20 protein-coding genes are annotated in these 20,071 nt (G+C 63.5%); 15 read left to right on the plus strand and 5 right to left on the minus strand.

Annotated elements, in window-relative coordinates:
* The first annotated feature begins 26 nt into the window (after positions 1–26).
* The 4 genes from CGA22_RS23805 (at position 27) to CGA22_RS23820 (ending at position 4,393) form a co-directional block, all read left to right on the plus strand.
* The gene (locus tag CGA22_RS23805; RefSeq protein ID WP_041023163.1) at positions 27–1,934 is read left to right on the plus strand and encodes a sigma-54-dependent Fis family transcriptional regulator; all 1,908 of its coding nucleotides are present in this window, start codon (positions 27–29) and stop codon (positions 1,932–1,934) included.
* A gap of 188 nt (positions 1,935–2,122) precedes the next feature.
* A complete protein-coding gene (mpl, locus tag CGA22_RS23810) occupies positions 2,123–3,472 on the plus strand; it encodes a UDP-N-acetylmuramate:L-alanyl-gamma-D-glutamyl-meso-diaminopimelate ligase (RefSeq protein WP_041023162.1) in 1,350 nt (449 codons plus the stop codon).
* Complete coding sequence (gene ubiX, locus CGA22_RS23815; protein ID WP_041023161.1) at positions 3,469–4,116, plus strand: flavin prenyltransferase UbiX; 648 nt, start codon at positions 3,469–3,471, stop codon at positions 4,114–4,116. Before mpl ends, ubiX begins: the two co-directional genes overlap by 4 nt.
* The gene (locus tag CGA22_RS23820; protein ID WP_041023160.1) at positions 4,109–4,393 is read left to right on the plus strand and encodes a YceK/YidQ family lipoprotein; all 285 of its coding nucleotides are present in this window, start codon (positions 4,109–4,111) and stop codon (positions 4,391–4,393) included. Before ubiX ends, CGA22_RS23820 begins: the two co-directional genes overlap by 8 nt.
* A gap of 164 nt (positions 4,394–4,557) precedes the next feature.
* Here the strand turns inward: CGA22_RS23820 and CGA22_RS23825 are convergent, their stop codons facing one another.
* From CGA22_RS23825 to CGA22_RS23835, 3 genes are all read right to left on the minus strand, one after another.
* Positions 4,558–5,199: an oxidoreductase gene (locus CGA22_RS23825; RefSeq protein WP_041024406.1), complete on the minus strand. Its 642-nt coding sequence runs from the start codon at positions 5,197–5,199 to the stop codon at positions 4,558–4,560.
* 27 nt (positions 5,200–5,226) lie between these two features.
* Entirely contained in the window at positions 5,227–6,945 is a 1,719-nt protein-coding gene (locus tag CGA22_RS23830; RefSeq protein WP_041024405.1) for a C13 family peptidase, read from the minus strand.
* Between the two features lie 102 nt (positions 6,946–7,047).
* A complete protein-coding gene (locus CGA22_RS23835; RefSeq protein WP_025215658.1) occupies positions 7,048–7,503 on the minus strand; it encodes a MaoC family dehydratase in 456 nt (151 codons plus the stop codon).
* A gap of 187 nt (positions 7,504–7,690) precedes the next feature.
* Here CGA22_RS23835 and CGA22_RS23840 point away from each other — a divergent pair, with 187 nt between their 5' ends.
* From CGA22_RS23840 to CGA22_RS23850, 3 genes are read left to right on the plus strand one after another with little or no spacing between them, the layout of a single operon-like run.
* A complete protein-coding gene (locus tag CGA22_RS23840; RefSeq protein WP_041024404.1) occupies positions 7,691–8,059 on the plus strand; it encodes a CidA/LrgA family protein in 369 nt (122 codons plus the stop codon).
* Positions 8,056–8,772, plus strand: coding sequence for an LrgB family protein (locus tag CGA22_RS23845; protein WP_041024403.1), 717 nt, complete (start codon positions 8,056–8,058; stop codon positions 8,770–8,772). The genes CGA22_RS23840 and CGA22_RS23845 overlap by 4 nt, the downstream gene beginning before the upstream one ends.
* Positions 8,773–8,781: 9 nt before the next feature.
* Positions 8,782–9,372 (plus strand): LON peptidase substrate-binding domain-containing protein, encoded by a 591-nt coding sequence (locus CGA22_RS23850; RefSeq protein WP_041024402.1) that lies wholly within the window; start codon positions 8,782–8,784, stop codon positions 9,370–9,372.
* Between the two features lie 141 nt (positions 9,373–9,513).
* On the opposite strand, the gene CGA22_RS23855 is transcribed toward CGA22_RS23850, so the two are convergent.
* Positions 9,514–10,830, minus strand: coding sequence for a bifunctional DedA family/phosphatase PAP2 family protein (locus tag CGA22_RS23855; RefSeq protein WP_041024401.1), 1,317 nt, complete (start codon positions 10,828–10,830; stop codon positions 9,514–9,516).
* Positions 10,831–11,008: 178 nt separating this feature from the next.
* Positions 11,009–11,689, minus strand: coding sequence for a DNA-3-methyladenine glycosylase (locus CGA22_RS23860; RefSeq protein ID WP_041024400.1), 681 nt, complete (start codon positions 11,687–11,689; stop codon positions 11,009–11,011).
* 186 nt (positions 11,690–11,875) lie between these two features.
* Here CGA22_RS23860 and CGA22_RS23865 point away from each other — a divergent pair, with 186 nt between their 5' ends.
* The 8 genes from CGA22_RS23865 (at position 11,876) to CGA22_RS23900 (ending at position 19,968) form a co-directional block, all read left to right on the plus strand.
* Complete coding sequence (locus tag CGA22_RS23865; RefSeq protein ID WP_041024399.1) at positions 11,876–13,147, plus strand: glutamate-5-semialdehyde dehydrogenase; 1,272 nt, start codon at positions 11,876–11,878, stop codon at positions 13,145–13,147.
* Complete coding sequence (nadD, locus tag CGA22_RS23870; protein WP_041024398.1) at positions 13,116–13,835, plus strand: nicotinate-nucleotide adenylyltransferase; 720 nt, start codon at positions 13,116–13,118, stop codon at positions 13,833–13,835. The genes CGA22_RS23865 and nadD overlap by 32 nt, the downstream gene beginning before the upstream one ends.
* A 70-nt stretch (positions 13,836–13,905) precedes the next feature.
* Positions 13,906–14,400 (plus strand): ribosome silencing factor, encoded by a 495-nt coding sequence (gene rsfS, locus CGA22_RS23875; protein WP_041024397.1) that lies wholly within the window; start codon positions 13,906–13,908, stop codon positions 14,398–14,400.
* A gap of 9 nt (positions 14,401–14,409) precedes the next feature.
* Complete coding sequence (rlmH, locus tag CGA22_RS23880) at positions 14,410–14,877, plus strand: 23S rRNA (pseudouridine(1915)-N(3))-methyltransferase RlmH (RefSeq protein WP_003185785.1); 468 nt, start codon at positions 14,410–14,412, stop codon at positions 14,875–14,877.
* A gap of 10 nt (positions 14,878–14,887) precedes the next feature.
* Positions 14,888–16,783, plus strand: a complete 1,896-nt coding sequence (gene mrdA / locus CGA22_RS23885) for a penicillin-binding protein 2 (protein ID WP_041024396.1) — start codon at positions 14,888–14,890, stop codon at positions 16,781–16,783.
* A 31-nt stretch (positions 16,784–16,814) separates the two neighbouring features.
* Entirely contained in the window at positions 16,815–17,918 is a 1,104-nt protein-coding gene (gene rodA, locus CGA22_RS23890) for a rod shape-determining protein RodA (RefSeq protein ID WP_052435196.1), read from the plus strand.
* Positions 17,919–17,935: 17 nt separating this feature from the next.
* Complete coding sequence (mltB, locus tag CGA22_RS23895; RefSeq protein WP_041024394.1) at positions 17,936–18,943, plus strand: lytic murein transglycosylase B; 1,008 nt, start codon at positions 17,936–17,938, stop codon at positions 18,941–18,943.
* Positions 18,943–19,968: a septal ring lytic transglycosylase RlpA family protein gene (locus CGA22_RS23900; RefSeq protein ID WP_041024393.1), complete on the plus strand. Its 1,026-nt coding sequence runs from the start codon at positions 18,943–18,945 to the stop codon at positions 19,966–19,968. Before mltB ends, CGA22_RS23900 begins: the two co-directional genes overlap by 1 nt.
* The last annotated feature ends 103 nt before the right edge of the window (positions 19,969–20,071 follow it).

Raw genomic sequence — 20,071 nt, forward strand, 5'->3', positions numbered from 1 at the left:
GCAACCTTCGGGGAGAATAATAAGAAATGCACAGCAATCATTTGAGTCGCCATGCCCAGCAGGTCCTGACAGTTACCCAGGGCAAGGCCCATCTGCAGGGCCCCGGCAGCGATCCGTCGATTGCCCGTTCCTGGCTGCGCTGCCTCGAGGACTATCACCTCGACCCGGCCCAGAACCTGGCACCGACGGTGCTGGAGCATGGTCGGGTGCTGGAAAGCCGTGAGCGTCTGCAACAGGTGCTGCACATTGCCGGTTCCGAAATGACCAGCCTGCATCAGCAGCTCTCCGGCGCCGGCCATGCGGTGCTGCTCACCGACGCCCGGGGCGTGATCCTCAACTGCGTCACCGCCCCCAGCGAGCGCAAGATCTTCGAGCGAGCCGGCCTCTGGCTTGGTGCCGACTGGAGCGAAGCCTGCGAAGGCACCAATGGCATCGGCACCTGCCTGGTGGAGCGCCAGGCGCTGACCATCCACCAGGAAGAACATTTTCGCGGTCGCCACACCGGCCTGACCTGCTCGGCCAGCCCGGTGTTCGACCCTCATGGCGAACTGCTGGCGGTGCTCGACGTGTCCTCGGCCCGGCCAGACGTGTCGCGCCAGAGCCAGTTCCATACCATGGCGCTGGTCAATCTCTCGGCGAAGATGATCGAGAGCTGCTATTTCCTGCGCTGCTTCGACAATCAATGGCTGCTGCGCTTTCATCTGCAGGCCGAGTCCGTGGGGTTGTTCAGCGAAGGCTTGCTGGCGTTCGACGGTGAGGGGCGGATCTGCGCCGTCAACCAGAGCGCACTCAACCTGCTGGGGCATATTCGTGGTGGCTTGCTGGGCCAGCCGGTAGAAGCGTTTTTCGATTGTTCACTGGACGAGTTGCTGGGACGGGCGAGCGCCCAGGCCAGCGCCAGTTGGCCGCTGCGCACCCGTGACGGTCGGCATTTGTTCGCGGTGCTGCGTGGTCAGCCTCGCAGCATCCCGGTTCCGCTCGTCCCGGCGCCCAAGGCCATGGAGCCTGCGCGACTGTCGGGCATCTGCCTGGGGGATGCCCAACTGCAGGAGCATTTCCGCAAGGCGCTGCGGGTGTTCGAGCGCGATGTGCCGCTGCTGATCAACGGTGAAACCGGTTGCGGCAAGGAAGCCTTCGCCAAGGCCGTGCATCACGCCAGCCAGCGTGCCGGAAAAAACTTCGTCGCCCTCAACTGCGCGGCCATCCCCGAAAGCCTGATCGAAAGCGAGCTGTTCGGCTATCGCGGCGGCAGTTTCACCGGGGCTCGCAAGGAGGGCATGCGCGGCAAGCTGCAGCAGGCCGATGGCGGCACCTTGTTCCTGGATGAAATCGGCGACATGCCCCTGGCCTTGCAGACCCGCTTGCTGCGGGTGCTGGAGGATCGCCAGGTGGTGCCCATCGGTGGTGAACCCGAGACGGTGAACGTGCGCATCATCAGCGCCACCCACCGGCAATTGCTTGAGCGAGTGCAGGACGGCAGCTTCCGCGAAGACCTGTACTACCGGCTCAACGGCCTGGAAATCCCTTTGCCGGCATTGCGCGAGCGCAGCGACAAGTCGCAGTTGCTGGATTTTCTGCTGGCCGAAGAAAGCGGCACCGAGAAGGTGTTCATCGACGAACCGGCGCGCCGGGCGCTCCTGGCGTTCGACTGGCCGGGCAACGTGCGGCAGATGCGCAACGTGCTGCGCACCCTCGCCGCGTTATGCGACGGTGGCAGGATCGGGCTGGACGACCTGCCGGCGATGATTCGCCAGGCACGGCCAGCGTTGGAAGACGCTTCCGCATCCGAACATCCGCTGGAAGATGCGGAGCGGCTGGCCTTGCTCAATGCGCTGGAACAGACCCGTTGGCACATGACCAACACGGCCGAGCAACTGGGCATCAGCCGCAATACCCTCTACCGGAAGCTGCGCAAACACGCGATTGCTCGCTGACGATCGTTCCCACGCTCCGCGTGGTAACGCTTCAACGGACGCTCTGCGTTCGGCTCTTTGGGACGCGGAGCGTCCCGGGCTGCATTCCCACGCGGAGCGTGGGAACGATCAGCGGTGTGAAGTCGAAAGACAAGGTGCGATTTCCCCCTCCCTACGCTAACCTGCGGCCATGTTTTACGAGGTCGACTATGCACATCCATATTCTCGGTATTTGCGGCACTTTCATGGGTTCGATGGCGGTCCTGGCCAAGGAGCTAGGCCATCGTGTGACCGGTTCCGACGCCAACGTCTACCCGCCGATGAGCACCCAACTGGAAGCTCAGGGCATCGAACTGACCCAGGGCTATGACCCAGCGCAACTGGACCCGGCACCGGACCTGGTGGTCATCGGCAACGCCATGTCCCGTGGCAACCCGGCGGTGGAGTACGTGCTCAACAAAGGCCTGCCGTATGTGTCCGGGCCGCAGTGGCTGGCCGATCACGTGTTGCAGGGCCGTTGGGTCCTGGCCGTGGCGGGTACCCACGGCAAGACCACCACCAGCAGCATGCTCGCCTGGGTGCTGGAACACGCGGGCATGAGCCCGGGCTTCCTGATCGGCGGCGTGCCGCAGAACTTCTCGGTGTCGGCGCGCCTGGGCGGTACGCCGTTCTTCGTGATCGAAGCCGATGAATACGACAGTGCGTTTTTCGACAAGCGTTCGAAATTCGTCCACTACCGCCCACGCACGGCGATCCTCAATAATCTGGAGTTCGATCATGCGGACATCTTCCCTGATCTGGCGGCTATCGAGCGGCAATTCCACCATCTGGTTCGCACCATCCCGAGCGAAGGCCTGGTGATTCACCCGACCACCGAGCCGGCCTTGCAGCGGGTCATCGAAATGGGCTGCTGGACCCCGGTGCAGACCACTGGCGCAGGCGGGCAGTGGCAGGTGAAGTTGCTGAAGGACGACGGTTCGCAGTTCGAAGTGATGTTCGAGGGCCAGTCCCAAGGCGTCGTGGAGTGGGAACTGACCGGCCAGCACAACGTCGCCAACGCTCTGGCCACCTTGGCGGCCGCGCGTCATGTGGGCGTGGTGCCGTCGATGGGCATTGCCGCATTGAGTGCGTTCAAGAGCGTCAAGCGCCGCATGGAAAAGGTCGCCGAAGTGCACGGCATCACCATCTATGACGATTTCGCCCACCATCCGACCGCCATTGCCACGACCCTCGACGGTTTGCGCAAGCGTATTGGCGATGCGCCGCTGATCGCGATCATCGAGCCGCGTTCCAACTCGATGAAGCTCGGCGCCCACCGCGATGGCCTGCCGGAAAGCGTGGTCGATGCCGACCAGGTGATCTGGTATGCGCCGGCCAACCTCGGTTGGGACCTGGGGGCCACGGCTGCGTTGTGCACGGTGCCGTCGATTGTCAGCGACTCCCTGGAAGGCATCATCGAGCGCGTGAAGAGCCAGGCCCAGCCCGGCACTCACGTGGTGATCATGAGCAACGGCGGCTTTGGCGGCCTGCACGGCAAACTGGCTGAGGCGCTGCAATGAACACTCGCTTCGAGAGCAATGGTCCGGAGCGCATCACGCTGGCGATGACCGGTGCGTCCGGCGCCCAGTACGGCTTGCGCCTGCTCGATTGCCTGGTGCGGGAAGACCGCGAAGTGCATTTCCTCATTTCCAAGGCCGCGCAGTTGGTGATGGCCACGGAAACCGACGTGACCCTGCCGGCCAAGACCCAGATGATGCAGGCCTTCCTCACCGAATACACCGGGGCGGCGGCGGGGCAGATCCGGGTCTATGGCAAGGAAGACTGGATGTCGCCGGTGGCGTCGGGCTCCGGCTCGCCGGCGGCCATGGTGGTGGTGCCGTGTTCCACCGGCACGCTGTCGGCGATTGCCACCGGGGCCTGCAACAACCTGATCGAACGGGCCGCGGACGTGACGCTGAAGGAACGTCGCCAGTTGATCCTCGTGCCGCGGGAGGCGCCGTATTCGAGCATTCACCTGGAGCACATGCTCAAGCTGTCGAACATGGGCGTGACCATCCTGCCGGCCTCGCCGGGTTTCTACCACCAGCCGCAGACCATCGACGACCTGATCGATTTCGTGGTCGCGCGGATTCTCAACCTGCTGAATATCCCCCAGGACATGTTGCCGCGCTGGGGCGAGCACCATTTGAGCAGTGATGAATAAGCTGCTGATCGTGCTGCTGGCGCTGCAACTGACCGGCTGCGCCACCGCCCGCACCCTCGACGCGGCCAAGCCTGGCGCACCGGTGGTGTATGCGGGCACTCGCCTGGATCTCTACGCCCTCAACGGTGGCTGCTGCGCCAAGGATCGCTTTGGCGCCGAAGCCCCGAGTTACCCTGGTGTTGACCTGCCGGGCAGTGCCTTGCTCGACACCTTGTTATTGCCGTTGTCGTTGTTCACGGCGATGGGGGTAGGATTCCAGGCGACGGGTGGGTTGTAATCACCGAATCCTGGCCTTATGGCGAGAGCACTTTCTGTGGGAGCAAAGCTTGCTCGCGATGCGGCCGCCTCGGTTCCAAGGCAAGAACCGCGTCAACTTCATCGCGGGCAAGCCTTGCTCCCACAGTTTGCTTGCTGAAAATCCTGTTTCAGCAGCCTTAAGAGTCACTTGCCCAGCCTACGCAACTCATCCGACTCCACCACCCGCACCCCATCCTGCTCTTCCAGCGCCAGGCGCCACATGGCGCGGGCCAGTTGGCAGGCTTCGATGCCGTGGTATTTGCCGGGAATCAGCTTCGACAAGGGCCCGGCCAATTGCTCGGCCAGCCGAGGCTCGACGCGGTCGCCCAACAGCAGGGAAGGACGGCAGATGGTCAGTTGCGGCCAGTCCTGGGCCTTGAGCGCGGCTTCCATTTCGCCCTTGACCCGGTTGTAGAAGACCGATGATTTCGCGTCAGCCCCCAGGGCGCTGATGACCACCAGGTGCCGTGCCCCCAGCTCCCGCGCGCGTTTGGCGAACGCCACGACCAGATCCAGGTCCACCGCGCGAAAGGCTTGTTCCGAGCCGGCCTTCTTGATGGTGGTGCCGAGGCAGCAGAAGGCGATGTCGACCTGGCCGCTGAGGCGAGGCAGTACGTCGGCCGGTTCCCCAATCGGGTTTTCCAGGCGTGGATGCTCGGCCAGCGGCCGGCGGGAGGGTGCCAGGACCCGGCTGATGGTCGGCTCGTTGAGCAGTCGATCCAACAGGTGTTCCCCGGTCAATCCGGTCGCGCCGGCGAGCAAAACATGCTGAGGCGTCAAGTACATAGTGTTTCCCCCTTGATACGGTTCAGCTTAGTTGCTCTTTTTGGCCTCGTCGTTCAGTGCAGCACTTTGCAATGCTTTTCGTGCCTGCAGTTTGCGCAGCAATTGCCAGTGGGACAGGACCGTCCTGGGAGCCCAGATCTGCGGCTCGGACGCTTCGAAATTATCCGCCTGCTCCCGCTCGGCCACGGTGGCCTTGGCCAACTTGAAGGCCTGTTCCAGGTCGTCGGTCTGGTTCAGCGCCTGGGCGAACAAGGCATCGCCGAAATAGGTGAAGTTGGCTTCCTCGGAGCAACCGAAGGACACCCGGTCGGCCCGTGAAGCGGTCATGATCAGGGTGCGTTCATCCTTGAGCGCCGGGATGAAACCGCCGGAGTAGCAGGCCGAGATCACCACGATCTTGTCGCGGTTCTTCAGCGGTGCCAGCACCACGGCCAATTCGTCGGCGGGCAGGTCGGCCAGCTCCATGCGCGGCTGGTCGAGCACCAGTTCATGTTCGCTGGTGCCATGGCTGGTCAGGTAGATGAAAATCAGGTCTTCCGGGCCGCTGCGTTCGGCCAGGGTGCTGGCGGCGCGGCGCAGGCTTTCGCGGGTCGCCATGGGACGGTCGCCCAGGTGATCGCGATGGTTGACCAGGCGGATCTGCCCGAACGCGCCGAAACGGCTGGCGAGCATGTTGGCGACATAGTCGGATTCGCGCAGGAACACGCTTTGCTTGCCGTCGCCGCCCAGGGTCAGGCTGTACAGCTCCACTGCCGGTGTCGACGCGGGGATCTGGGCCAGGGCGTCATCCAGCAGGCGGCCTTGTGACAGCAGGCCGAGTTCGAGCGCGTCCGGTAGCAGCTTGCCATCGGCATCGCGCACCCGCTGGCCGTTGGCCCAGGTGCCGCTTTGTACCGTGCCGTCGGTCAACACCAGGGTGCCGCGACCGTGGTAACTGTCGTTTTCGAACTCACCGATGTAAAAACTGCCATCGGGCAGGTTCAGGCGGCCCTGGCCGGTGAAGCGCCACTCGTTGAAGCGACCGAGGTAATGGCTGCCATCGGCGCCGATCAGCTCGCCCTTGCCGGTGAGCGCGCCGTCCTTGAATTGGCCGATCCAGACATCACCGTCGGCATTTTCGTAGCGGCCGCGGCCGTTGAGCTGGTTGTTCTTGAAGCTGCCGACGTAGACATCGCCTTCGGCACTGTTGAACGTGCCTTTGCCCTGCAACTGACCATCGACGAAATGCCCGGTGAACTGGTTGCCGGCGGCATCGAAGCGCTGGCCGTCGCCATTGGGCTTGCCGTTGGCGAACGGGCCCTGGTACTGGCTGCCGTCGGCGAGTTCCAGGCGACCGAGGCCCGAATAGCGGTCGGCCTTGAATTCGCCACGGTAGGTGACGCCATTTTCCTTGAGCGTGCCTTCGCCGTCCCGGCGCCCCAGCTTGAAGCCACCGGTGTAGCTGCTGGTGGGCGTATCGAGGCTGCCCTGGCCGTGGAACAGGCCCTGCTGGAACTGGCCGCGATAGACCTCGCCATTACTGCCGTGCCATTCCCCGATGCCATGCCATTGGCCTTTGTCGAACTGTCCGGCATACCAACTGCCGTTGGGATAGTCGATGCGTCCCTGGCCCTGCAGCAGCCCGTTCACCAGGTCGCCGCGATAGCGTCCGCCATCGGGCAGGCGTGCGTCAGGCGGCAACAGGGATTCGCCATCGCCGCAGGCGGCCAGCAAGAGGGTCAAAGCCAGGGGGAAAAGTAAGCGCATAACGGGATCCAGGTAATCAGGCGACGAGTATGCCGCAGCTATGCGCGATAGAACTAGAGAAGCGCTGCGAAACTGCCTGGGCGGTTTCGCATGCGCGAAGGGTTACACGAAGCAGAGCGACAGGGGTTCGGCGATGTAGGCCGGTTTGTCCGAGCCTTCGATTTCCAGCGTGGCGGTGGCCTTGAGCAGCCATTGGCCGGGTTTTTTCTCGGTGGCGTCCACCAGGTCGACCTTGAGCCGCACTTTGGAATCGACCTTCACCGGCTGGATGAAGCGCACGCTGTCCAGTCCGTAGTTGACGACCATTTTCACGCCTTCGGGCAGGATCAGGATGTCTTCCATCAGTTTGGGCATCAGCGACAGCGACAGGAAGCCGTGGGCAATGGTGCTGCCGAATGGTGTCTGTGCGGCCTTGACCGGATCGACGTGGATGAACTGAAAGTCGCCGGTGGCTTCGGCGAACAGGTTGATGCGGTCCTGGTCGATGGTCAGCCAGTCGGAACGTCCGAGTTCCTTGCCGACATAATCTTTGAGCGCTGCAACGGGAACATAGGGCATTGAGACTCTCCTTGGTTCAACGGTTCTATCTTTGGTACGGGGTAGGTGGCCCCGGGGAACCACTGTAGATCAACATGACGCACAGGGAAGGTCACGGACCATGCTTTTTACGAATGCCGGTCCATAGCCTGGGCGTGCTTATAATGCGGGCGCTTTCATTGGGTAGAGGTTGCAGGGGAGAGGACGGATGTTGCTACGGGGCCTGACCTGGCTGGTGCTGTTTCAATTGCTGGGCACCGCCATCAATCATTTGTTCTTGCCGGTGCTGCCGGGGCCGATCATCGGCCTGCTGCTGTTGCTGGTCTATTTGATCGCCCGTGGCGAGGTCGCCGAGCCGTTGAGCCTGGCCGCCGGCAGCCTGCTGCGTTACCTGCCGTTGCTGCTGGTGCCGCCGGCGGTGGGGGTGATGGTCTACGCCCGGGCCATCGCCGCCGATTTCTGGGCCATCGTCGGCGCGCTGGTGTTGTCGCTGGTCCTGTCCATGGCGTTCGCCGGGGTGCTGATGCAGCGCCTGGGCCGGCGTCACGTCGCCGTCGTGGAGGAGGACAAGCCATGATCCTCGACTGGCAGGGCGCCTGGGCTTCGGTGATCCATCATCCGCTGTTCGGCATCGGCATTACCCTGGGGGCCTATCAACTGGTGCTGGCGGCATTCGAGAAGACCCGCTGGGTCTTCCTGCAACCGGTGCTGATGTCGATGGTGCTGCTGATCGGGGTGCTGGTCAGTTGCGACATCACCTACGCCGAATACCGCAAGAGCACCGAGATCCTCAGCATCCTGCTGGGGCCGGCCACGGTCGCGCTGGCGGTGCCGCTGTACCTGAACCTGCGGCGGATCCGACAATTGTTCTGGCCGATCTTTACTACGCTGGTGATAGGCGGGGTGTTCGCCACCGGTTCCGCGGTGTTGCTGGGCTGGGCGTTCGGCGCCGAGCACATGATTCTGATGACCATGGCGCCCAAATCGGTGACCTCGCCGATTGCGATGCTGGTGGCCGAGCAGATCGGCGGCGTGGCGGCCATGGCGGCGGTGTTCGTCTTGATCACCGGGGTGCTCGGGGCGATCCTGGGCCCGAGCATCCTGAACCGGCTGGGCGTCCACAGCCCTGAAGCCCGGGGCATGGCCCTGGGCCTGACGGCTCACGCGGTGGGGACGTCGGTGGCGTTGCAGGAAAGCGAAGAGTCCGGCGCCTTTGCGGCGCTGGCGATGAGTCTGATGGGCGTGGCCACGGCGGTGCTGCTACCGCTGGTGGTGTCGATGACGGTCTAGGAAACAGTTATGAATTTGCCGCTTTTTCCGTTGAACACCGTGCTTTTCCCCGGCTGCATCCTCGATTTGCAGATATTCGAGGCACGCTACCTCGACATGATCGGGCGCTGCATGAAGAAGGGCGAAGGGTTCGGCGTGGTGTGCATTCTGGACGGGCAGGAAGTCGGTATCGCGCCGCAAGGCTATGCACGGGTCGGCTGTGAAGCGCTGATCACCGACTTTTCCCAGCAGGACAATGGCCTGTTGGGAATTCGCGTGCAGGGCGGGCGCCGCTTTATCGTGCATGACAGCAGTGTCCAGCCCGACCAGCTCACCGTGGCCGATGTCGAATGGCTGGAGGATGAGCCGGAGCAACCGCTGCAGGACGAAGACGCCGACCTGGTGGCGCTGCTCCAGGCCTTGGCCGAGCACCCGATGGTCGAGGCCCTGAACATGGGCACCGAGGCGACCGGCCAACAATCATTGGCCAATCAATTGGCATACCTGTTGCCGTTCAATGAGCTGGACAAGATCGACCTGCTGCAACTGGATGATCCGCAACAGCGCCTGGATGCGATTCAGGCGCTGCTCGATGAGTTGCAGGGCGAGCTCTTCGCCTGAGGCTGTTCACCGCAAATCATTGTGGGAGCGAGCCTGCTCGCGATGGCGGCGTGTCAGCGATGTAGGTGTTGGCTGATGCACCGCCATCGCGAGCAGGCTCGCTCCCACAGGGTTCTTCTGTGTCGATGGAGCCAGTCTGCATCAATAGGCATACCGCAACATCCCATGAGGCAAGTGCCGCAGAGCGAAGAAACTGAATGCCGCCACCAGCGCCGGCAGGATCAGCCACCAGATCTTCGGCGGCATGGCGGGCAACGGGGTCTGGCGCTGGCTCAGCCACAGGACGGCGGCGCAGACGCAGGCGGCGAGCATGGCGCCGGCCAGGATGTCGCTGGGCCAATGGGCGCCCAGGTACACGCGGGACAAGGCAATCGCCAGCGCCGGCAGGCAGCCCAGCAGCAGCCAGGTCAGGCGCAGGCGTGGCGGTTGTCCGCGGCCGGCCAGGACCGCGAGCGCCAGGAACAGCGCGAACGAACCGGAGGCATGGCCACTGGGCATGCTGTAGCTGGTCAGTGGGTCGGTCAGGATTTCCGGGCGCACGCGGGCGAAGAAGTGCTTGCAACCGGTGTTGGCCAGGGCGGTGAAGAGCATGGTGGCGCCAGCGAAGATTGCCTGTCGCCATTGGCGGGCCACCAATAGCAGTCCGGTCAGCAGGGCACTGAAAATCAGCATGAAGCGGAATTCGCCGATCAGCGTGAAAGTCACTGCGATTTCGTCCAGCATCGGGCTGCGATGTTCCTGGACCAGGGTCATCAACCCTTGATCGAAGGCCGTCAGGTAGCGGAAGCCGATGAACAGGCCGAGCAGAATCACCAGGCCCAGGCCGGCAATCAGTGCCGTGGCATGTCGGTGACGCCGCAGGCTGCTATTGACACTCAACCCGATCATGACCGCGACGCTGCCAATGACGATGCCGGCCTGTAGCCAGAAGCCTTCGGGCAACGGCAGGCGAATCGCCGCCCCGGTAGCCCAGCCCGGCAACAGATACGCCACGCTCCAGCCTGACGCGGCCAGCAGGCTGACGGCGGCAAAGCGGGGGAAGGGCATGTCGCACATCCCGGCCACCATCGGCAGCATCGGTCGCAGCGGCCCGATAAAGCGCCCCACCAGCAGACTGGCGATGCCGTAGCGCTGGAAATAGCTTTCCGCCGCGTTCATCCATTCCGGGTGGTGCCGCAATCCCGGCAGGCGCCGGATGTTCTGGTGGAAGTGCCGACCGAGGAAGTACGAGGCCAGGTCCCCGAGCAAGCCCCCCAGCAAGCCCAATAACAGTGTCTCGCCCAGGGACAAGGCGCCACTGCCGGCCAGCACCGCCACGGCAAACAGCAGCACGGTGCCCGGTACGATCAACCCGGCAATCGCCAGGCACTCCACGCACGCCACGACGAACACCGCCACCGCCAGCCATTGTGGGTTGGCAGCTAGCCAGCCAGTGATGCTATCGAGCCATGGGCCCATAGATACAACTCCATTGAAGATGTTTTTTTACTGTGGGAGCGAGCCTGCTCGCGATTAGCGGTGTGTCAGTCAACATCAATATTGGATGTACGGACGCCATCGCGAGCAGGCTCGCTCCCACAGGGAATCTGTTGTGAAGCAAAAAAACTGGTTCCCACAGGAAACTGTGTTGCATCGATCATGAAAGCAAAAAATAATCGCGCCCCTCGACCTGTCCGCGCCGCAACGGGTTGCGGGTGCACCATGGTGCGTAGGCGGCGTCGACGAAACGGTAGGGCAGATGCTCGTCGCGTCCCGATGGGATGCCCAGGCGGGTGGTCTGGATCACATTGACCGTCGGCACCTCCACGTCTTCCACCAGCAGCCGCTCGGGGTCGAAGCGTTTGGCGTCCCATTCCGGCACCTTCAGCCCCAGGGCCTTGCACAGTAGGGTCTGGCCGGCGCAGAGCTTCTGCGGCGTGCGCGGGCGGCCCTGGGCGTCGGGGTTGTTCAACAGCATCTGCGCCAGGCTGTCCGGGCCGGAGATGCTGTCGACCCAGGGGTATGCCGATTTGATCAATACCGCATTGCCCGGGCCCTGGGCACTGAAGTTCAGCGAGTCGCCGCCCCGGGCGTAGTACATATAGATGTGGCCGCCGTCCAGGAACAGGGCCTTGCGTTTTTCCGTATAGCCCAGGGAGGCGTGGCTGCCCTTTTCGGCGAAATAATAAGCTTCGGTCTCGATGATGCGGGCGCTGAGCCACAGGTCGCCGACCTTGTGGCGGATGACTTTGCCCAGCAGGTCCTTGGCGAGCACCTGGGCGTCGCGGTCGAAAAAGGCGTCGGGCAGGGCGTTTGGCGTATGAGGCGAATCGGTCATGGCAGTAGACGAACTGAGGCCAAAGGAAGGGCGATGATAGCAATGGAAATCTTAATCGCCGCTGAACAGGTGAAATTCCTGACAGTTTTGCGCCTCCGCCGGTCACCACTGTGAGTCCATGCTGTTAGTCGAGGGTTACGACAGCTATAATCTGCCGCTTTCCTCTTCGCCAAGACCACACAGACCATGACTGAGTCCGTTCTTGACTACATGACCCGCCTGGGTCGCGCTGCTCGCGAAGCGTCGCGCATCATCGGCCGTGCCAGCACCGCGCAGAAAAACCGCGCCCTGCGAGCCGCCGCCAATGCGCTGGACGCCGCTCGCGCCGAGTTGTCCGCCGCCAACGAGCTGGACCTGGCCGCCGGCCGGGCCAATGGCCTCGAGCCGGCCATGCTCGAGCGCCTGGCGCTGACTCCGGCGCGCATCGACGGCATGATCGTCGGTCTGCGTCAGGTGGCGGCCCTGCCGGACCCGGTCGGGGCGATCCGCGACATGAGCTACCGGCCATCGGGTATCCAGGTCGGCAGGATGCGCGTGCCCCTGGGCGTGGTCGGAATCATCTACGAGTCGCGGCCGAACGTGACCATCGACGCCGCGAGCCTGTGCCTGAAGTCCGGTAACGCGACCATTCTGCGCGGCGGTTCCGAGGCGATTCACTCCAACCGTGCCATTGCCGCCTGCATCCAGCGCGGCCTGGCCGAGGCCGGTCTGCCGGCCGCCGTGGTGCAAGTGGTGGAAACCACTGACCGAGCTGCTGTCGGCGCGCTGATCACCATGCCCGAATTCGTCGATGTCATCGTACCGCGCGGTGGCAAGGGCCTGATCGAACGGGTCAGCCGCGACGCCCGTGTACCGGTGATCAAGCACCTGGACGGCATCTGCCACGTCTACGTCAGCGCCCACGCCGAGTTGCCAAAGGCCCAGCGCATTGCCTTCAACGCCAAGACCTATCGCTACGGCATCTGCGGCGCGATGGAAACCCTGCTGGTGGACCAGGCCGTTGCCCAGGACTTCCTGCCGGCGATGGCTGCCCAGTTCCGTGAAAAAGGCGTCGAGCTGCGGGGTTGCGAGCGCACCCGGGCGATCATCGAGGCGGCAGAGGCCACCGAAGAGGACTGGAACACCGAATACCTGGCGCCGATCCTGTCGATCCGCGTGGTCGACGGGCTGGACCAGGCCATCGAGCACATCAATCGTCATGGCTCCCATCACACCGACGCCATCGTCAGCGAGCACCAGGGCGAAACCCGGCGCTTCGTGGCTGAAGTGGACTCGGCGTCGGTGATGATCAACACCCCGACCTGCTTCGCCGACGGCTTTGAATACGGATTGGGCGCCGAGATCGGCATTTCTACTGATAAGCTGCACGCCCGCGGCCCGGTGGGCCTCGAAGGCCTGACCTGCGAGAAGTACATCGTGGTCGGTGATGGCCAGTTGCGCGGACAGGAGCCGGTCTGACTTGGGCGACCTCGACCCGTCAGCCGCTGTGACGACGACAGCCCCGCCCCGGCGTATCGGTATTCTGGGCGGCACGTTCGACCCCGTGCACATCGGCCATTTGCGTGGTGCGCTGGAAGTCGCCGACGCTCTGGGCCTCGATGAGCTACGCCTGACGCCCAACGCCAGGCCGCCTCACCGGGATACGCCGCAGGTGTCGGCGCAGGACCGTCTGGCGATGGTCGAGTGCGCGGTGGCCGGAGTGCCGCCGCTGGTGGTGGACGCCCGCGAATTGCAGCGGGACAAACCGTCCTACTCCATTGACACCCTGGAGCTGATGCGCGCCGAACTGGCCGCCGACGCCCAGGTTTTCCTGCTTCTGGGCTGGGACGCATTTTGCGGCCTGCCCACTTGGCACCGCTGGGAAGAGTTGCTCCAGCATTGCCACATCCTGGTGCTGCAACGCCCGGATGCCGACAGCGAACCGCCGGATGCCTTGCGCAACCTGCTGGCGGCACGCTCGGTGAGCGACCCGCTGGCCCTCAAGGGGCCGAGCGGACAGATTGCATTCGTCTGGCAGACACCGCTCGCGGTATCCGCCACCCAGATCCGTCAACTGCTGGCCAGCGGTAAGTCGGTACGTTTCCTGGTGCCTGACGCGGTCCTGGCCTACATCGATGCGCACGGGCTGTACCGTGCGTCGAACTGAACGAGGCTGCTTCAAGGCACGTGAGTACGTGTAGCGAAGCGCCCGAATATACGAGCAAAACGAGTTTTATATGACTGACAAAGACGTAAACAAAGTAAAGCGCAAGGGCACCTTCAAGAGCGCCCCGCTGCCAGTGGAGCCGCACACCGGCGCCGTGCTGGCCGGCGAAGAGCTGGTCAAGGTGGCCGTTGCGGCCCTGGAAGACGTCAAGGCCCAGGACATCCAGGTGATCGACGTTCGTGAAAAGCAGAGCATCACTGACTTCATGATCATCGCCACCGGTACCTCCAACCGCCAGATCGGCGCGATGCTGGACAAGGTCCGCGAAGCGGTCAAGGCCCAGGGCATCAAGCCGCTGGGTGAAGAAGGCAAGGGCGACAGCGACTGGGTCCTGCTGGATATGGACGATGTCATTGTGCACATGATGACCGCCTCGGCACGCCAGTTCTATGACCTGGAGCGCCTGTGGGCCGGTGCCGAACAGAGCCGTGCGGCGGATGCCCGTCACCACAGCCCTGAAAACACCCATGAGCACTTCACCAAGCTCAACAAAGACCAGCAGTAAGGGATCGCTGTGCGACTGCGCCTGATCGCCGTCGGTTCCCGCATGCCCAAGTGGGTGGAAGAAGGCTGGCACGAATACGCCAAGCGTCTTCCGTCCGAGCTGGCCCTGGAACTGGTGGAAATTCCGCTCAACACCCGTGGGAAGAACGCCGACGTGGCGCGCTTCATCCGCCAGGAAGGCGAAGCCATGCTGGCCAAGGTCGGGCCGAACGAGCGCATCGTCACCCTCGAAGTCCACGGCAAGCCCTGGAGCACCGAGCAACTGGCGGTCGAGCTCGATCGCTGGCGGCTGGACTCGCGCACGGTGAATTTCATGGTCGGTGGCCCGGAAGGGCTGGCGCCGGAAGTCTGTGCCCGGGCCGATCAGCGCTGGTCGTTGTCGCCCCTGACGTTGCCGCACCCGCTGGTGCGGATCCTGATCGGTGAACAGTTGTATCGTGCCTGGACAGTCCTGTCCGGGCACCCTTACCACAAGTAATCCTGCCCTCATGCCTCAGCCGATCCGCATCAAGGACCACGAAAAAGACGCCCGCCTGGTGCGCAGTCGCGTCGTGTTCGGCGCCATTACGGTGGTGACGCTGATCGGCGTGCTGATCGCGCGGCTCTATTTCCTCCAGGTGATCCAGTACGAGTACCACTCGACCCTGTCGGAAAACAACCGTGTGCATGTGCAGCCGATCCCGCCGACCCGTGGGTTGATTTTCGACCGCAATGGCGTGGTGGTCGCCGATAACCGGCCCAGTTTCAGCCTGAGCATGACCCGCGAGCGGTCCGGCGACTGGCAACAGGTGCTGGATGTCATCGTCGAAGTGCTGCAACTGACGCCCGAGGACCGGGCCATCTTCGAGAAGCGCATGCGCCAGGGGCGTCGGCCGTTCGAGCCGGTGCCGATCCTGTTCGAGCTGACCGAAGAGCAGATTGCCCTGATCGCGGTGAACCAGTTCCGCCTGCCGGGCGTCGAGGTGGTGGCGCAGTTGGTGCGTCATTACCCCCAGGGGGCGCATTTTGCCCACTCGGTCGGCTACATGGGGCGGATCAACGAGAAAGAGCTCAAGAGCCTCGATCCGGTCAACTACAGCGGTACCCACCACATCGGCAAGACCGGTATCGAGCGCTTCTACGAGCCCGAGCTGCACGGCCAGGTGGGTTACGAAGAAGTCGAGACCAACGCCCGCGGTCGCGTGTTGCGGGTTCTCAAGCGCACCGACCCGATTCCCGGCAAGGACATTGTCCTGAGCCTGGACATCAAGCTGCAGGAAGCCGCCGAAGCGGCCCTGGGCGGACGTCGGGGCGCCGTGGTGGCATTGGACCCGGCCACCGGCGAGGTCCTGGCGATGGTCAGCCAGCCGAGTTTCGACCCGAACCTGTTCGTCACCGGCATCAGCTTCAAGGCCTATGCCGAGTTGCGCGACTCCATCGACCGGCCGCTGTTCAACCGGGTACTGCGCGGCCTTTACCCGCCCGGCTCGACCATCAAGCCGGCCGTGGCGATTGCCGGGCTGGACGCGGGCGTGGTGACCGCCTCGAGCCGGGTCTTCGACCCCGGCTATTACATGCTGCCCAACTACGACCACAAATACCGTAACTGGAACCGTACCGGCGACGGCTATGTGGATCTGGAAACGGCGATCATGCGGTCCAACGACACCTACTTCTATGACCTGGCCCACAAGCTGGGGATCGATCGGCTGTCGTCCTACCTGGGCAAGTTCGGCATCGGCCAGAAAGTCTCCCTGGACATGTTCGAAGAATCGCCCGGCCTGATGCCGTCCCGGGAATGGAAACGGGTGACCCGCCGCCAGGCGTGGTTCCCGGGTGAAACCCTGATCCTGGGGATCGGCCAGGGCTACATGCAGGCAACGCCTTTGCAATTGGCCCAGGCCACGGCCCTGGTGGCGAGCAAGGGCAAGTGGCATCGCCCGCACCTGGCCAAGACCATCGAAGGCCAGCCGCCCGTGGACCCGGACCCGATGCCGGACATCATCCTGCACAATCCGTCGGACTGGCAGAAGGTCAACAACGGCATGCAGCAGGTGATGCACGGTGCCCGAGGTACGGCGCGCAAGGCGGCAATCGGGTCGCCTTATCGCATCGCCGGCAAGAGCGGTACGGCCCAGGTGGTCGCGATCAAGCAGGGCGAGAAGTACGACCGCTCCAAGGTCCAGGAGCGCCACCGCGACCACGCCCTGTTCGTCGGCTTCGCCCCGGCCGACAACCCGAAGATCGTCGTGGCGGTGATGGTCGAGAACGGTGAGTCCGGTTCCGGTGTCGCCGCGCCCGTGGTGCGCCAGGTCATGGATGCCTGGCTGCTGGATGAACACGGCCAGCTCAAGCCTGAATACGCAAGCCCCACCACCGCGGAGGCTACGGCCCGTGAAGAATAATTTCGACCGGATCCTCTCCAGCGAAGACGTGATGCGCCGTCGCGCCACGCTGTTGCAACGCATGCACATCGATGGCCCGTTGCTGGTCCTGCTGCTGATCCTGGCCGCGGGCAGCCTGTTCGTGTTGTATTCGGCCAGCGGCAAGAGCTGGGACCTGCTGGCCAAGCAGGCCACTTCGTTCGGCATCGGGCTGGTGTCGATGATCGTCATTGCCCAGCTTGAACCCCGGTTCATGGCGCGCTGGGTGCCGCTGGCCTATGTGGTGGGCGTGAGCCTGTTGGTGGTGGTGGACGTGATGGGCCATAACGCCATGGGGGCCACGCGCTGGATCAACATCCCCGGGGTGATCCGTTTCCAGCCTTCGGAGTTCCTGAAGATCATCATGCCGGCGACCATCGCCTGGTACTTGTCCAAGCGCACCTTGCCGCCGCAGCTCAAGCACGTGTGCATCAGCCTGTTGCTGATCGGCATCCCGTTCATCCTGATCGTGCGCCAGCCGGACCTCGGCACTTCACTGCTGATCCTGGCCGGTGGCGCCTTCGTGCTGTTCATGGGCGGGTTGCGCTGGCGCTGGATCCTGAGCGTGATTGCCATCGCGATACCGGTGTCGGTGGCCATGTGGTACTTCGTGATGCACGACTATCAGAAGCAGCGCATCCTGACCTTCCTCGACCCGGAAAGCGATCCGCTGGGTACCGGCTGGAACATCATCCAGTCCAAGGCCGCCATCGGCTCCGGTGGGGTATTCGGCAAGGGCTGGTTGATGGGCACCCAGTCGCACCTGGACTTCCTGCCGGAAAGCCACACCGACTTCATCATCGCTGTGATGGGCGAGGAGTTCGGCCTGGTGGGTATCTGCCTGCTGCTGCTGATCTACTTGTTGCTGATCGGCCGGGGGCTGGTCATCACTGCCCAGGCCCAGACCCTGTTCGGCAAGTTGCTGGCGGGCAGCCTGACCATGACGTTTTTTGTTTACGTTTTCGTCAACATCGGTATGGTCAGTGGCTTGTTGCCGGTCGTGGGGGTGCCGTTGCCCTTCATCAGCTACGGAGGAACTTCGCTGGTGACGCTACTGTCAGCGTTTGGGGTCTTGATGTCGATCCATACCCACCGCAAGTGGATCGCGCAGGTTTGAATAAGGTGAAGAGTTCAATGCAAGCAATGCGTGGCTGGTCGACGCGACATGCGTGGGTCGGCCTGATCAGCCTCCTGGGCGGTGCGTCGCACGCCTTGGCCGGTGAATACGAAGGCTCGCCGCAGGTAGCCGAATTCGTCGGTGAAATGACCCGTGATTACGGCTTTGCCGGTGAGCAACTGATGGGGGTGTTCCGCGAGGCCGAACGCAAGCAGTCGATCCTCGACGCGATCTCCCGGCCCGCCGAGCGGGTCAAGCAGTGGAGCGAATACCGGCCGATGTTCATCACCGAGGCGCGCATCGCCCGGGGTGTGGACTTCTGGCGCCAGCACGAGGCCGCCCTGACCCGCGCCGAGCAGGAATACGGTGTGCCGGCCCAGGTCATCGTGTCCATCATCGGTGTCGAGACCTTCTTTGGCCGCAATACCGGGAATTTCCGGGTGATCGACGCCCTGTCGACCCTGGGCTTCGATTATCCGCCGCGCGCCGAGTTCTTCCGCAAGGAACTGCGTGAATTCCTGTTGCTGGCCCGCGAGGAACAGGTCGATCCGCTGACCCTCAAGGGGTCCTATGCCGGGGCCATGGGCTTGCCGCAGTTCATGCCCAGCAGTTTCCGCGCCTATGCGGTGGATTTCGATGGCGATGGCCACATCAATATCTGGACCAACCCGACCGATGCCATCGGCAGTGTTGCCAGCTATTTCAAGCGCCACGGCTGGGAAGCCGGCCAACCGGTGGTCAGCCGTGCCGACGTGCGTGGCGACCAGGTGGACGAGGGCCTGAGCGAGGGCATCGAGCCGACGAAAACCGTCGGGGAGTTGCGGGCGCTGGGCTGGTCGAGTCATGATGCGCTGCGTGACGACATGCCCGTCACCGCTATCCGCCTGGAAGGCGAGCAGGGCCCTGAATACTGGATGGGCCTGAAGAATTTCTACGCAATTACGCGTTATAACCGCAGTGTGATGTACGCCATGGCTGTGCATCAACTGTCTGAAGAGCTGGTCAAAGCACGGGGCGTCAAATAATGCAGGCATTGCCTACCTATCAACCCCTGAAAGCCAGGCCCCTGAAGTTCGTGGCACTGGCTGCGCTGTCGCTGTTGGTCGTCAGTTGTTCGACCAGTCGCGCACCGACCCAGAAAAGCTCCACCGCCGTGCGCGCCATGCCGGGCCTGGACATCAACCGTGCACACAAGGACGGCGCGCCGTGGTGGGACGTGGATGTCTCGCGCATTCCAGACGCCACCCCGACTCTGCACACCGGCCCCTACAAGGCCAACCCGTATACGGTGCTGGGCAAGACCTATTTCCCGATGGCCGATTCCAAGACCTACGTCGCGTCGGGCACGGCGTCCTGGTATGGCACCAAGTTTCATGGCCAGAACACCGCCAATGGCGAGGTGTATGACCTGTACGGCATGAGCGCGGCCCACAAGACCTTGCCGCTGCCCAGTTACGTGCGGGTGACCAACCTGGACAACAACAAGAGCGTGATCCTGCGGGTCAATGACCGTGGGCCGTTCTATTCCGACCGTATCATCGACCTGTCGTATGCGGCGGCGAAAAAACTCGGTTACGCTGAAATCGGCACCGCGCGGGTCAAGGTCGAGGGCATCGACCCGCAGGAGTGGTGGGCCCAGCGTGGCCGTCCGGCGCCTTTGATGCTCAACGAGCCAAAAGTGGCGCAAAATGCCGCGCCGACCGTGACGGCGTCCACCGGCACGGTCGAACAATGGACACCGCCGCCGCAGCAACACGCCGCGGCCGTAGTGCCTGTGCAGCTGGATGCAAAAAAAAACGCTTCTGCAACAGCGTCTGGCCAGTATCTGCAAGTGGGCGCGTTCGCCAACCCGGACGCTGCCGAACTGCTCCGCTCGAAGCTGAGCTCGATGGTGAGCGCTCCGGTGTTCATCAGCTCGATCGTGCGCAACCAGCAGACACTGCATCGGGTGCGCCTGGGGCCGATCGGTTCTCCGGGTGAAGTCCAGCAGGTGCAGAACAGCGTGCGCCTGGCCAATCTCGGTTCGCCGAGCCTGGTCACCGCCGAATGATTGATTGAAGGCCCGCTTGCGGTTCGAGCGGGTCCGGTTGTTGGCTCCATGAATAACAAAAGCCCGGCAAGGGATGTGAGTGAGCAACTTAATACGCGGCGGC

The organism is Pseudomonas sp. PSB18 (assembly GCF_014596565.1).
Classification (GTDB): Bacteria; Pseudomonadota; Gammaproteobacteria; order Pseudomonadales; family Pseudomonadaceae; genus Aquipseudomonas.

Bases quoted from the DNA above. Each gene is read 5' to 3' on its own strand.
- CGA22_RS23805 (WP_041023163.1), top strand. From the start codon at position 27: ATGCACAGCAATCATTTGAGTCGCCATGCCCAGCAGGTCCTGACAGTT.
- mpl (WP_041023162.1), top strand. From the start codon at position 2,123: ATGCACATCCATATTCTCGGTATTTGCGGCACTTTCATGGGTTCGATG.
- ubiX (WP_041023161.1), top strand. From the start codon at position 3,469: ATGAACACTCGCTTCGAGAGCAATGGTCCGGAGCGCATCACGCTGGCG.
- CGA22_RS23820 (WP_041023160.1), top strand. From the start codon at position 4,109: ATGAATAAGCTGCTGATCGTGCTGCTGGCGCTGCAACTGACCGGCTGC.
- CGA22_RS23825 (WP_041024406.1), bottom strand. From the start codon at position 5,199: ATGTACTTGACGCCTCAGCATGTTTTGCTCGCCGGCGCGACCGGATTG.
- CGA22_RS23830 (WP_041024405.1), bottom strand. From the start codon at position 6,945: ATGCGCTTACTTTTCCCCCTGGCTTTGACCCTCTTGCTGGCCGCCTGC.
- CGA22_RS23835 (WP_025215658.1), bottom strand. From the start codon at position 7,503: ATGCCCTATGTTCCCGTTGCAGCGCTCAAAGATTATGTCGGCAAGGAA.
- CGA22_RS23840 (WP_041024404.1), top strand. From the start codon at position 7,691: ATGTTGCTACGGGGCCTGACCTGGCTGGTGCTGTTTCAATTGCTGGGC.
- CGA22_RS23845 (WP_041024403.1), top strand. From the start codon at position 8,056: ATGATCCTCGACTGGCAGGGCGCCTGGGCTTCGGTGATCCATCATCCG.
- CGA22_RS23850 (WP_041024402.1), top strand. From the start codon at position 8,782: ATGAATTTGCCGCTTTTTCCGTTGAACACCGTGCTTTTCCCCGGCTGC.
- CGA22_RS23855 (WP_041024401.1), bottom strand. From the start codon at position 10,830: ATGGGCCCATGGCTCGATAGCATCACTGGCTGGCTAGCTGCCAACCCA.
- CGA22_RS23860 (WP_041024400.1), bottom strand. From the start codon at position 11,689: ATGACCGATTCGCCTCATACGCCAAACGCCCTGCCCGACGCCTTTTTC.
- CGA22_RS23865 (WP_041024399.1), top strand. From the start codon at position 11,876: ATGACTGAGTCCGTTCTTGACTACATGACCCGCCTGGGTCGCGCTGCT.
- nadD (WP_041024398.1), top strand. From the start codon at position 13,116: ATGGCCAGTTGCGCGGACAGGAGCCGGTCTGACTTGGGCGACCTCGAC.
- rsfS (WP_041024397.1), top strand. From the start codon at position 13,906: ATGACTGACAAAGACGTAAACAAAGTAAAGCGCAAGGGCACCTTCAAG.
- mrdA (WP_041024396.1), top strand. From the start codon at position 14,888: ATGCCTCAGCCGATCCGCATCAAGGACCACGAAAAAGACGCCCGCCTG.
- rodA (WP_052435196.1), top strand. From the start codon at position 16,815: ATGCGCCGTCGCGCCACGCTGTTGCAACGCATGCACATCGATGGCCCG.
- mltB (WP_041024394.1), top strand. From the start codon at position 17,936: ATGCAAGCAATGCGTGGCTGGTCGACGCGACATGCGTGGGTCGGCCTG.
- CGA22_RS23900 (WP_041024393.1), top strand. From the start codon at position 18,943: ATGCAGGCATTGCCTACCTATCAACCCCTGAAAGCCAGGCCCCTGAAG.